This is a genomic window from Xanthomonas sp. LMC-A-07, from assembly GCF_030208825.1.
GTDB classification, from domain to species: domain Bacteria; phylum Pseudomonadota; class Gammaproteobacteria; order Xanthomonadales; family Xanthomonadaceae; genus Xanthomonas; species Xanthomonas campestris.
This window is the reverse complement of the sequence record NZ_JARVTF010000008.1, coordinates 595412-608322: the sequence shown is the minus strand read 5'-3', so window position 1 is coordinate 608322 and position 12911 is coordinate 595412. Positions and strand designations below refer to the sequence as shown.

Sequence of the window (12911 nt, the reverse complement as noted above, 5' to 3'; positions counted from 1 at the left end):
GGCGTGCCTGGCTTCCTCAGCTTACGGGCAAACAGCCTGAAAACCACTGGCGGAATTGCGTGCATCACTGCGCGCACAAACCAACATTCCGCACAGACGAATCGTCATGGGGAGCTGCGGTGCAGCACGCAGTGCGGTTGCACGGATTCAACAGGGTCTGGCGCAGAGCGCACGACGGCAGTAGGGCGCAAGGCAGCGCCTAGCACGAGCACGGTCCAGGGCGCTGCAACAGCCCAGTGACGCCATCTGGCGCCACTGGACAACCACTCAGTTGGCCAATGCCAGATCGTCGATCAGTGCGCGCAAAAAACGCGCCGCTTCGCCACCGGTGGCGGCGCGGTGGTCGAAGGTCAGCGACAGCGGCATCACCTTGTGCGTTTCCACCCCGCCCATCACCGGGGTGAGCTGGTAGCGCGCACGGCCGGCGGCGACGATCGCCACGCACGGCGGCACCACCACCGGTGTGGCGTAGCGGCCGGCAAACATGCCGAAGTTGGACAGCGAGATGGTGTAGCCGCTCAGCTCGGACGCGGCGATGCTGCGGTTTTCCACCTGCTGGCGCAGGCGATTGATGCTCTCGCGGATGCCGTGCGCGTCCAGCATGTCGGCGTTGCGCAGTGCCGGCACGAACAGGCCTTCTTCGGTGTCCACCGCAATGCCGATGTCCACCTGCGGGTGCAGCGTGCGGCTCAGCGCCTCGCCGTCGAACCAGGCGTTGAGCGCGGGCACGGCCTGGCAAGCGCGCACGATGCCGCGTACCAGGCGCACGGTGACGTCGTTGCCGGGTTGCCAGGCGTGCAGGTCGGCGTCGTCGTTGAGCGTGGTGGGCACCACCTTGCTGTGCGCATCGGCCATCACGCGTGCCATGTTGCGGCGCACGCCCTTGAGCTGTTCGGGCTGGCCCTTGACCAGGGTGCCCGGCGATTGCGTGCGCATCGGCTTGCCGCTGGCCGACAGCGTGGAGCGCGCCTGGTCGGCAGTGCGTGTGGTGTTGTTGGCCTGCGGCGACGTCGTGCCGGCTGCGGCCGGGCGCTGCCCATGATCGCCGCCAAGGCTTGCCGCCGCTGCGCCGCCGATTGGCGCGATCACTGCGCCACGCACGGCCTGCGCCGTGCCTGCCGCCGCCGCCTGCTTCACGTCCACCAGCGTCACCGTGCCATCCGGGCCGGTGGCGCGCACCTGGGTCAGGTCCACGCGCAACTTGCGTGCGAGCGCGCGCACCACCGGCATGGCTCGCACGCCGCCCACGGCGATGGCCTGCTCGCTCTGCACGGCGTTGGAGCTCTGCATCGCGCCGACCACGGTGCCGGCATCGTCGCGGCCACCGTCGCTGTCGGCATCGGCAATCTCGCCGCCCTCATCGGAGGCCACCACGCGGGTGGTGGGGCCGGCCGCGCTTTCGCCGGTGCTCGGAGTCGGCGCTGCGGCAGGCGCGCCATGGCCATGCCCGTGGCCGGTGTCCTGGCCGTCGGCACGCTGCGGCTGCGAGGCATCCAGCGCGAACTGCGCCAGCACCGCACCGGTGGTGATCACATCGCCGGCCGCGCCAGCCAGCTTGACCACGGTGCCGGAGAACGGCGAGGGCACCTCGACCACCGCCTTGGCGGTCTCCATCGACACCAGCGGGTCGTCCAGGCGCACGGGGTCGCCCTCCTTGACGAACCATTCGACGATGGTGGCGTCGGGCAGGCCTTCGCCCAGGTCGGGCAGGTGGAAATTCTTGGCTTCGCTCATGGCAGGTTCTCTTGCGCCGTCTGCAACTGCGGCGTGGTGTCGTCGAGGAGTTCGAGGTCGGCGGCCGGCAGCCAGCCCTGCGTGCCATCGGCACGCTCGGACCACCACCACCCCCCGTGTTCGTAATGCAGCAGCACGTGCTCGCCCTGGTGGGCATCGAGCTCGCGTGCATCGTAATCACGCAGCGCTTCAGCCAGACCGTCGCCCAGCGGGCGCAGCCAGGCCACAGGCGCCCAGCCGGCATGGCCTTCACCGGTGTTCACCCAGGCAAACGCCGGCCATTCTTCATCGCGCACCCCAATGGCGACCTGCTGGCCGGCATGGAAGCGGATCGGGTTGGCGTAAGCGGCGCGGTAGTCGCAAAGCAGGCGGGCGCGCATGTCAGCCGGCAGCCACCGCGCGGCGGGCGGCGGTGACGATGCGCTCCACGCTGGGCAGGAACTTCATCTCCAGCCGGAACAGCGGGATGTGCGTGTCATAGCCGGTCACCCGTTCCACCGGAGCGAGCAGGTCGTACATCGATTTTTCGGCCAGCTGCGCAGCAATCTCCGCACCGAAACCGGCGGTGCGCGGGGCTTCCTGCACGATCACGCAGCGGCCGGTCTTGGCGACCGATTCGGCAATGGTGTCGAAATCCAGCGGGCGCAGCGTGGCCACGTCGATGACTTCGGCGCTGATGCCTTCACCGGCCAGTTTGTCAGCTGCTTCCAGCGCTTCCTTGACCTGCGCGCCCCAGGTCACCAGGGTGACGTCGGTGCCGTCGCGCAGCACGAAGCAGACATCCAGCGGCAGCGCTTCGCCGTCATTGGCCACCACTTCCTTGTACTGGCGGTAGATGCGCTTGGGCTCCATGTAGATCACCGGATCCGGGTCGCGGATCGCGGCCAGCAACAGGCCGTAGGCACGCTGCGGCGAGGACGGCAGCACCACGCGCAAACCAGGCACGTTGGTGAAGATGGCTTCGTTTGCTTCGCTGTGATGTTCCGGTGCGCGGATGCCGCCGCCCCACGGCACGCGCAGCACCATCGGGCAATGCAGGCGGCCACGGGTGCGGTTGCGCAGGCGTGCGGCGTGGCAGATCAGGTGATCGACCATGGGATACACGAAGCCGTCGAACTGCGCTTCGGCCACCGGCTTCATGCCTTGCGCGGCCAGGCCGACGCTCAGCCCGGCGATGGTGGTTTCATCCAGCGGCGTGTCGAGCACGCGCGCGCTGCCGAAGCGTTGCTGCAGGCCGGCGGTGGCGCGGAACACGCCGCCGTTGACGCCCACGTCCTCGCCCAGCACCAGCACCGCGGGGTCGTGTTCCAGCTCCCAGGCCAGCGCCTGGGTGATGGCTTCGATCAGGGTGATGGGCGAACTCATGGCGATCTCTCCGCGCGTGGCAGCGGCGTTGTAAGGGGCACTGGCCTGCTGTGAGCCGGCGAGCTGTGCGTGGTTGAGCTCATCCATGACGGGCCTCCAGGGCGATGACCTCGGCGCGCTGGGCCAGTAGTTCGGCCGGCGGGTCGCCGTACAGATAATCGAACATCGCTTCCGCCGGCTGCACCGGGGTATTGAGATACGCATTGACCTCTTCGTCGATGCGCGCGCCGCACTCGGCCTTCCAGGCGTCTTCCTGCGCCTCGTCCCACAGACCTTGCGCAGTGAGATAGCGGCGCAGGCGCAGCATCGGTTCGCGTGCCCAGGCCTGCTTCACTTCGTCCTCGCCACGGTAGCGGCGGGCGTCGTCGGCGGTGGTGTGGTCGGTGAGGCGATAGGTGAGGAATTCGATCACGGTGCCGCCATCGCCAGCCAGGGCGCGCGCACGTGCCTGGCGCATGGCTTCGAGCACGGCGATGAGGTCGTTACCGTCCACCTGCAGGCAGTGCAGGCCGCCGGCCAGGCCCTTCTGCGCCAGTGTCTGCGCACCGGTCTGCGCCGAGCGCGGCACCGAGATCGCCCAGCCGTTGTTGATCACGCACAGGATCAGCGGCAGCTTGTAGGCGCCGGCCGAGTTGAGCGCGGCGTAGAAGTCGGTCTTGGAGCTGCCGCCATCGCCGCAGCACGCCACCGCCACCTGCGCCTTGCCCTGCAGCTTGAACGACAGCGCCGAGCCGGCCGCGTGCAGGCATTGGGTGGAAATCGGCACGCAGATCGGGAAGTCGATCGCCGCATCGGCATCGCGCGGGTAGTCGCTGCCGCGCTCGTCGCCGCCCCAGTACAGCAGCACATCGCGTGGACGCACGCCGCGTTCGAACATGGTGCCGTATTCACGGTAGCTGGGCGCGAACACATCGCCGCTGCGCATCGAAGCGCCGATGCCCACATGGGTGGCCTCGTGGCCCAGGCTGGCGGCGTAGGTGCCGAGCTTGCCGGTGCGCTGCAGCGCGATCGACTTGCTGTCGAAGGTGCGCACGAACAGCATGCGCTTGAACAGGGCGAGCAACTGTTGCGGGTTGGCGGCGTCGGCCGGCAGATCGTCGCGGACCAGTTGGCCGTCCGCATCCATGTATTGCAGATATTCGATTTCGAACTGCGCGGCTACGCTCATTGCGGCGACACCTTCATCAAGAAGTTTCAAATGATATGAGTTGCGATGTTAAGGACGGCGAAGCAAAAAGCTGTCCTGCACCGCAGCACACAATGATGCTGGGTTGCACAAAAAAAAGGGCGCGGACCAGGCCGCGCCCTTTGCCACAGTTGAAAACTGCGACGTGTTGCAGTGCGATCAACGCAGCCCGGCGCCGCCTCCAATTGGAGTGCTGATCCGCGCAGCGTTGTCGGCCGGGTTCGCATCCGGTGAACTGGAGCTGGCCGTGGCCTGCACCTGCACCGCGCGTTCGGCCGGGATCGGCTTGGTCGCCACGGTCAGCTGGAAGGCGGTCTGCGCACCGGGCTGCAGCGCAGCCGTAGTGGTGCAGACGAACACCGCACTGCGCAGCGACTGCAGCTGCTTGTCGCAGCGCCAGCCGCGTGGGGGCACCAGCAGCGACAGCGCAGACAGCGTGTTGCCCTCCACGCGCACGCTGACGCCGGTTGCCGGTGCGTTGCCGCGGTTGTCCACCAGCACGCGATAGCTCGCGTTGAAGGCGGTGGTCGGCAGGCTGGCGGGGCCTTCCAGACGCACGGCCAGGTCGCTGCGCAACCGGGCCTGCACGGCCACCTTGGCGGTGTCGGTGTTGTTGTCCGGCTGCGGGTCGGGCGATTGCGAGGCGACCGAGGCGGCCAGGGTGAGCGTGCGGCCCGCCAGGTCCGCACCGGCATCCAGCTGCACGGTGAAGCTCTGCGCGTTGCCGGCGGCCAGGAGCGGGATGTTGCAGGTGAACGTGGTCTGCGTGGCATTGGTTAGGTTTTGGCAGATCCAACCGGCGGGCGCGGTGATGCGGGCTTGCACCGGGAGGTCGAACACCAGCGCGAGCGCTGTGAACGGTGCCCGATCCGGACCGCCGTTTTCCACATCCACGGTGTAGTCGATGCGCTCGCCTTCGAGCACCTGATCACGTGCTGCGGTAACTGCCACGCGCATGTCTGCATTCACCTGCGGCGTCATGCGTAACAGCACCACGGTGGGATCGTGATCGGACAGGCGGGTGGGCGTGTTGGCATCGTTGCGCGCGGTGCCGGGGAAGTCGGCATTGATGCGTGCATGGCCCACCGACAACGAGGCGATGTTGGATGCGCGCATCAAGGCGTCGTTGGCCAGGATGTGGTCCAGCGACTGCACGTTGCCATCGAACGCGTAGGAGTAACTCTGGTCCGGTGTGTTGAACCAGGTCAGGTCGGTGTAGTCCGGGTCAACCAGATCGATGCCATCACCGCTGACCACCGTCTGCGCATCCGCGGCCGGCTTGCCGGTGACCGTGCCCATCGCGTCCACATAGCCATCGTTGAACTCGAAGGCGTTGAAGTCGCCCATCACCAGCACGCGTTCGGCCGGATCCAGCTGCTGGCGCGCCTGCAGTAAACGCGCCAGGTAGCTGGCCTGCGCCTGGCGCTTGGCACGGATGCGGGTGCCGGCGGCGTCATCGGTTTCGGCGCCGTTGAGCGAGCGCTGATGCACCACGATGGTGGTCAGCGGCAGCACGCGGCCGTCGGCCTGATGCACGCGGGTGCTGAGCACCAGCGGCGGGCGGTCGTTGAGCAGGCTCACCGCGCCGCCCGGTTCGGTCCAGGTGGTGGCCTTGCCTTCCTGCGCCACCGAAACCACTTCGACGCGCGGTACACCGCCGCTGACGTCGGCGGTCTTGACCAGGAAGCCGACGTCGATGCCGCCAACGTCATTGCCTTCCTGCAGATACGCCACGTACTTGGGGTCCTGCTGGCCGGCGGCCACGGCGTCGGTGTTGATGCGGGCGGCCAGGGTCTGCAGCACGCTGATGTTTTCCACTTCCACCGTGCCCAGGATGTCGGGCGTGTGCAGATAGTTGCGGATCGCCAGCGAGGCCTTGTTGAGGCGGGCCTGGAATGCAGCCGGAGTGAGCACCGGTTCGCCGATCGCCGGGTCGTTCTGGTCGTCGAAGAAGCGCTCCATGTTGTAAGTGGCCACGGCCACGTCGTCGGCTTGCGGCCGCGGCGCCGGACGCGGCTGGTCGGCACCGTTGCAGCTCACCTGCGGGGTGCGTTCCGGGTACAGCGTGTAGCGGCGGAAGCTGTAATCCAGCGGGCCGACGACATTAAACACGCGGCAGCCGGCGGCCAGATCCAGGCGCTCGGCGCCCACCCCGGCACTGCCGACGGCGATCACTTCCGGATTGGTGTTCCAGCGCGGCACGCCCGCCGGCGAGCCGGCCGGCAGGGGGTCGGGCAGTTGCACGCCGGGCTCGCGGAAGGCGCGCGGCAATTCACTGACCACGGCATGGAAGACGCCGTTGCTGGTGGCGGTGGCGGTGGTCTCGTTGACGTTGCCGCCGGTGGGCGCATTGACGGTGAGGCTGGGCGCCGCCACGCGCATGCCTTCCAGCGCTTCGAGCTGATCAAAGGCGCCATTCGGGTTGGGCAGGGCCGGGCTCAGCAGCATGGGCTCAGGCAGCGCATTGCCGGTGGAATCCAGCAGCACGGTCAGGGTGCCGCCAATCTCGGTCAGCGGCGGCTGGGTCGGGTCGGCGGTGGGCACGTATTCGATCACCGTGCCCTGCACGCGCACCCGGTTGCCGATGGCGGCGGTGTCCGGCGGGGCGCTGCCGGTATACACATACACGCCTTCGGAGGTGGCCGGGTCGGCATCGGCTTCGGCCGTCGGTGCCTGCAGGAAAAAGCCGGCGCTGCGGCGCGCAGTGACGATCCCGGAGGTCGCCACCACCTGGCCTTCCAGCGGCGAGCGTGCGCCCTTGCCCTGGATGGCGTGGATCGGCAGCAGCTGGAAATCGTCGTTGACGATGGTGCCAGTGGCGCTCAGCGTAGCCGGCAGCGCGCCGGTGAGGCCGCTGATCTGCAGGGTGAAGGTTTCATCGGGTTCGGGCGTGGTGTCACCCAGCACCTCCACCGCAACGGTGGCAGTGCGCTCGCCTGCGGCGATCTGCACGCTGGTGGCGGGCAGGGCCACGTAGTCGCTGCCGGCCACGGCGGTGCCATTGGCGGTAGCGGCGGTGAAGCGCACGCCACCGGCACCGGCCGGCTGGCTCAGGCTCAGCGTGAACACGACGCTGCGGCTGCCGGCGTTGCCTTCGGCCTGGCTGGCATCGGCCAGCGTGGCGATCGGCTGGCCGCCACCGCTGCACAGCCGTGCGCCGCTGGCGGCATTGCGCGGGGCCGGGGCGCCAGCGGCGAAATCGGCAGCGTTGTTATTGGTGTCGCTGCAGCCTTCGCTGCCACGCAGCACCGCCAGCGTGTTGCTGGGCGCCGGGGCGGGCGCGTTGCCTTCGGCGCAGCTGGCATTGCTGCCGTAGCCGACCAGATCAGCGTATTCGGTGGGGCAGGTGCCGCTCAGCGCGGCGGTGCTGTTGCGCAACGCCACCTTGCCGGCAGTGCCGCTCATGGCCAGCGTGCCGGTGGCATCGGGCGTGGGCAGCGCAACGCTGCCGCCGCTGCCATCGGCCTGTTTGATCAGGTAATAGCCACCGGCCGGCACCGTGCCCGCCAATGGCGTGGTCTGCCAGCTGCTGCCGGCGGCCGAGGCGTATTGCACCGACCAGCCGTCCAGGCTGACCGTGGTGGTGCCGGTGTTGTGCAGCTCGATGAAATCGCTGCGGAGGGTGGCGCCACTGTTGCCGCCACCGCCGTAGACCTGGCTGATGACGACTTCGGCGCTGGCGTGGCCGGCAAACGCCAGCGCACAGACGAATAAGGCTGCACGACGCTGCAACACTTGCATGAGATGAGAGTCCCCTGATCCTTGAGACGTGGAGCGCTCCCCTGGTCCGGCCACGTCCCTGGCCGGCAGCGCTGTTCGATTCTGCATGAATTTGCAGGCTCAGGTTGACGATAGGGTGACACCGGCGCAGCGGCTGCGACTGGACCTGTGGAGAGAGCCGGTTTTTTCAGCAGTGAAGGACCGCCGGGCGCGACTGCGCGCGGCGCGGCAGAGCCCGCTGATCGATGACGTGCCTGCGCTACTGCCGCGCCAGTCAGGCTTCCAATCCGAGCCGATCTTCAGCACCAAGCACCAGCAACGCGCATTCTTTCCCGAATCCCGAATCCCGAATCCCGAATCCCGAATCCCGAATCCCCATTCCCCATTCCCCATTCCCCATTCCCCATTCCCCATTCCCCATTCCCACCCCGCTGCCAAGCCGGCCCCACCGCGCTACCCTTGCCTGCCCATCGTCAGCGCTTTCCCATGCCCGTCGACAAGAACCTGCGTGACCTGGAACCCGGCATCCACACCGATCTGGAAGGGCGGCTGACCTACGGCGGCTACCTGCGCCTGGACCAGTTGCTGAGTGCGCAGCAGCCCTTGTCCGAGCCGGCGCACCACGACGAAATGCTGTTCATCATCCAGCACCAGACCTCCGAGCTGTGGCTGAAACTGCTGGCCCACGAACTGCGCGCGGCCATCGTGCATCTGCAGCGCGACGAGGTCTGGCAATGCCGCAAGGTGCTGGCGCGCAGCAAGCAGGTGCTGCGCCAGCTGACCGAGCAATGGTCGGTGCTGGAAACGCTGACCCCCAGCGAGTACATGGGGTTTCGCGATGTGCTCGGCCCCTCGTCGGGCTTCCAGTCGCTGCAATACCGCTACATCGAGTTCCTGCTGGGCAACAAGAATCCGCAGATGCTGCAGGTGTTCGCTTATGACCCTGCCGGCCAGGCACGGCTGCGCGAAGTGCTGGAAGCCCCGAGCCTGTACGAAGAATTCCTGCGTTACCTGGCGCGCTTCGGGCATGCGATTCCGCAGCAATACCAGGCCCGCGACTGGACCGCCGCGCACGTGGCCGACGACACGCTGCGGCCGGTGTTCGAGCGCATCTACGAAAATACCGACCGCTACTGGCGCGAGTATTCGCTGTGCGAAGACCTGGTGGATGTGGAAACCCAGTTCCAGCTGTGGCGCTTCCGGCACATGCGCACGGTGATGCGGGTGATCGGCTTCAAACGCGGCACCGGCGGCTCCAGCGGCGTGGGGTTCCTGCAGCAGGCCCTGGCACTGACCTTTTTCCCGGAGCTGTTCGACGTGCGTACGTCCGTAGGCGTGGACAACCGACCGCCGCAGGGGAGTGCGGACGCTGGGAAGCGCTGAGCGAGGCAAAAAGCTTGGCAACGCAGGGGGGCGCTGAAGCTCGGGAGAGCACTTACTCGGGAAAGCACTTAGTGGAGAAGTCGCTCGAAGCCCCTCTCCCGGCGGGAGAGGGGTTGGGGTGAGGGTACGGGCCTCATCCCCGGGATCAGCTACTTGCTGATGCTCGTACTTCGGCGATCGGCACCAACCAGCGACATCGCACCCTCATCCGCCCTGCGGGCACCTTCTCCCGGCGGGAGAAGGGGAAGCGGGCATGCGGCGGTGGGAGATGCGGGCGTTTCCACCCATCCCCATCCGGTCGCCGCGTCCGGCGAATTTGACGCGTACATGACGTCTAAGTGATCCTCGCGCGTCGCCCCGGGTTCGCCCCAGGCACCCAGCCATTACTGAATACGCAAGGGACACTTCATGAGCGTTGACGCTGCCGCGCCGACTTCCGCTTCCACTCCGCCGCAACCGCCTGCGCCTCCCCAGTTCCCCACCTTGCTCGGCCACCCCCGGCCGCTGTGGATGCTGTTCATGACCGAATTCTGGGAACGCTTTGCGTTCTACGGCATTCGTTGGGCGCTGGTGCTGTACATCGTGGCGCAGTTTTTTGGCGGCGAAGCCAGCGGCCAGGCCCCGGCCGGGCGCACCTACGGCGCCTATCTGGCGCTGGTGTACGCAGCGGCGATCTTCGGCGGCTACGTGGCCGACCGCGTGCTCGGCTACCAGCGCTCCATCCTGGTGGGCGCGGCGGTGATGGCCACGGGCCTGTTCCTGATCGCGGTGCCCAACCATGTGGTGTTCGAGATCGGCCTGGCCACCGTGGTGGTGGGTAACGGGCTGTTCAAACCCAACATCTCCACCATGGTCGGCAAGCTGTATTCAGTGGCCGACCCGCGCCGCGACAGCGGGTTCACCATCTTCTACATGGGCATCAACCTCGGCGCGATGATCTCGCCGGTGCTGACCCAACTGCTGGCCGAAAAGGTCTTCGGCACCGAAGCCATGCCGTCCTACAAGATGGTGTTCATGGCCTCGGGCATGGGCATGCTGATCAGCCTGGTCTGGTTCTGGATCGGCCGCCGTCAGCTGGCCGGCATCGGCGCCCCGGCGCCCAACGCGCAGGGCATGGGCCGCGTGCTGATGGTGCTGGGCGGCTGCCTGGTGTCGATCCCGGTGGTGTATTTCCTGCTGGCAGTCGGCGCGGATGTGCTGCAGGCGGTGCTCACGGTGCTGTTCATCGGCCTGTCGGTGCTGCTGTTGATCGAAGGCATCCGCGAGGGCAAGGTGCAGCGCGACAAGGTGATCGCGATGCTGATCATCTTCGCCTTCAACGTGCTGTTCTGGATGTTCTTCGAACAGGCCGGCAGCTCGTTCACCTTCCTGGCCGACAACATCGTCAACCGCACGTTCGGCGATTGGACCTTCCCCACCGCCTGGTTCCAGTCGGTGAACTCCATCGCCATCATCGCCCTGGCGCCAGTGATCGCCTGGATCTGGGTCAAGTCCGGCCGCTTCAATCCGTCCATTCCGCGCAAGTTCGGCCTGGGCCTGATCTTCAACGGTCTGGCGTTCCTGCTGCTGATGTTTGCGCTCTCCAGCCTGGTGAGCGACGCCGGCAAGATCCCGTTCTGGACCTTGTTCATGGTCTACGTGATTCAGTCGGTGGGTGAGCTGTGCCTGTCGCCCATCGGCCTGTCGATGGTGACCAAGCTGGCCCCGGTGCGTCTGGTCGGTTTCGGGATGGGCGGCTGGTTTTTGTCTACCGGCATCGGCAACAACCTGTCGGGGATTTTTGCCGGCCATGTCAGCGGTAGCGAAGGCATGAGCGTGTCCTCGGCCCTGGGCGGGTATACCTTCGGGTTCTGGGCGCTGCTGGGCGCTGGCGCGTTGCTGTTCCTGATCGCGCCGTTGATCAACAAACTGATGCATGGTGTGAAGTGAGGAGAACCGCAATGCCGATCAAAGCGACTGTCTGTGGCCTGCTAATGGCAGGTCTGTTGAGCGCCTGCGGGCAGCCCACCGACCAGCAACAGGCGCCACGGCCGCTGGACACTTCCATGCAAAAACCACCCAGTGCCGATCCCAGCCAGCCGGTGTCCTCGGGCAACACGCCCACCGCGGCGGATATCGCTGCGGCGGCCGCGCTCAATGCGCAGTACGACCCCTCGCGCGATCCGGCAGCGGATCTGGAAACGGCCAAGGTCGAAGCCAAGCGCGGTGGCAAGCGCATCGTGCTCAATGTCGGCAATGCCGCGTGCGCGCCGTGCCAGGCACTGGACGAGGTGATGGGCGGCGATGCGGAGCTGCGCAGCTTCCGTGACGCGCATTTCGTGGTGGTCAAGGTCAACCGCGATGCGTCCAACGAGAATGCCGCGTTCCTGTCGCAGTTCGCCCAGCTCAACGACTTCCCCTCGCTGCTGGTGCTGGACAACGACGGCAAGCCGCTGACGCTGCAGGCCGGCCCGGAACTGCGCAAGGGCGATGGCTACGACCGCAAGAAGCTGTTCGACTTTCTCAAGCAGTGGGCGCCGCCGGACGCCTGAGCACGGTTCCTGCTGGAGTTAAAACAAAAACCCCCGCCAGTGCGGGGGTTTTTGTTGAGGGTGGCTTGCTGGATCGCTGCGTGCCGCATGTGCCCAAGCCGATCCGGGCGTGCAGGTGCGTGGCAGTGGACGCCCAGCAGCGCAGATAACCGATGCGGTGGTGCAGGTGCGTGCTGGCTAGCGCAACGCAACGCACCGCGCTCTGCCGGGAATGGCGCGACGACGCCGGCTGCGAATGCGCGCGCGTGAAGCGACGCAGTGGGCCGCGAACCTGTGACTGCGCAGAGACCGCGCGGCTCTGCTTGCGTAGCCGCAGGTCGCGACACACGTCGTAGGCCAACGCCCCGGCACATGCAACGCTGGCCGCGACAATTTCATGCCATCGCCATGCGGCGCATCGAACAGACCGCAGGCGTGCTCTTCCAGAACGCGGATGGCGCACAGCGCACGCCCGAACCAGCGCTGCTCCCCGAAGCCGCACCGCAGACCCGCACTCAGTCCTTGCTGGCCATCCGCGGCAACCCGTCCTTGGCCAGGCGGTCGATCAGCCGTTCCAGCGTCTGCTGTTCTTCGGCGCTGAACACCGACATCAGCCGCTGCTCCATCTCGTTGACCAGCGGTGCCACGGTTTCGTACACCTGGCGCCCGGCCGACGACAGCGCCAGCATCGAGCGGCGGCGGTCGTCGCCGTGCGTTTCGCGCCGGATGAAGCCCCGCTCCAGCAGGCGCGCCACCGCGCGGCTCACGGCAACTTTGTCCATCGCCGTGCGGTCTGACACTTCACTGGCCGAGGAGCCCGGATACAGTGCCAGGATGGTGATCACCCGCCACTCGGGAATGGCCATGCCATAGCGGTCGCCGTAGACCTTGGCGATGTTGCCGCTGATGCGGTTGGACAGCACGCTGAGGCGATAGGGCAGGAACTGCTCGAGGTTGAGCAGGACGGGATGCGGCGACGGTGTGGGGGTGTCGAGATCGCTCATGTTGCACTG

General features: G+C 67.1%; 9 protein-coding genes. 3 read left to right on the top strand and 6 right to left on the bottom strand.

Annotated features, from left to right (window positions below):
- Positions 1-267: 267 nt before the first annotated feature.
- The 5 genes from QRM89_RS10070 to QRM89_RS10050 all read right to left on the bottom strand — a co-directional run bounded on the left by QRM89_RS10070 (position 268) and on the right by QRM89_RS10050 (position 8026).
- Positions 268-1734, bottom strand: a complete 1467-nt coding sequence (locus tag QRM89_RS10070) for a dihydrolipoamide acetyltransferase family protein (protein WP_285447927.1) — start codon at positions 1732-1734, stop codon at positions 268-270.
- Positions 1731-2114 (bottom strand): SH3 domain-containing protein, encoded by a 384-nt coding sequence (locus QRM89_RS10065; protein ID WP_040940478.1) that lies wholly within the window; start codon positions 2112-2114, stop codon positions 1731-1733. The genes QRM89_RS10070 and QRM89_RS10065 overlap by 4 nt, the downstream gene beginning before the upstream one ends.
- Position 2115: 1 nt before the next feature.
- Entirely contained in the window at positions 2116-3186 is a 1071-nt protein-coding gene (locus QRM89_RS10060) for an alpha-ketoacid dehydrogenase subunit beta (RefSeq protein ID WP_042597370.1), read from the bottom strand.
- Complete coding sequence (gene pdhA, locus QRM89_RS10055; RefSeq protein WP_285447926.1) at positions 3179-4267, bottom strand: pyruvate dehydrogenase (acetyl-transferring) E1 component subunit alpha; 1089 nt, start codon at positions 4265-4267, stop codon at positions 3179-3181. The genes QRM89_RS10060 and pdhA overlap by 8 nt, the downstream gene beginning before the upstream one ends.
- 177 nt (positions 4268-4444) lie before the next feature.
- Positions 4445-8026: a lamin tail domain-containing protein gene (locus QRM89_RS10050; RefSeq protein ID WP_285447925.1), complete on the bottom strand. Its 3582-nt coding sequence runs from the start codon at positions 8024-8026 to the stop codon at positions 4445-4447.
- A 465-nt stretch (positions 8027-8491) separates the two neighbouring features.
- On the opposite strand from QRM89_RS10050, the gene QRM89_RS10045 reads away from it, so the two are divergent.
- The 3 genes from QRM89_RS10045 (at position 8492) to QRM89_RS10035 (ending at position 11919) form a co-directional block, all read left to right on the top strand.
- On the top strand, positions 8492-9388 hold the full coding sequence (locus tag QRM89_RS10045) for a tryptophan 2,3-dioxygenase family protein (protein WP_011035685.1): 897 nt from the start codon (positions 8492-8494) through the stop codon (positions 9386-9388).
- Positions 9389-9796: 408 nt separating this feature from the next.
- Entirely contained in the window at positions 9797-11317 is a 1521-nt protein-coding gene (locus tag QRM89_RS10040) for an oligopeptide:H+ symporter (RefSeq protein WP_274392836.1), read from the top strand.
- A gap of 11 nt (positions 11318-11328) precedes the next feature.
- Positions 11329-11919, top strand: coding sequence for a thioredoxin family protein (locus QRM89_RS10035; protein ID WP_070689500.1), 591 nt, complete (start codon positions 11329-11331; stop codon positions 11917-11919).
- 494 nt (positions 11920-12413) lie between these two features.
- On the opposite strand, the gene QRM89_RS10030 is transcribed toward QRM89_RS10035, so the two are convergent.
- On the bottom strand, positions 12414-12902 hold the full coding sequence (locus QRM89_RS10030) for a MarR family transcriptional regulator (protein WP_285447924.1): 489 nt from the start codon (positions 12900-12902) through the stop codon (positions 12414-12416).
- Positions 12903-12911: the final 9 nt, after the last annotated feature.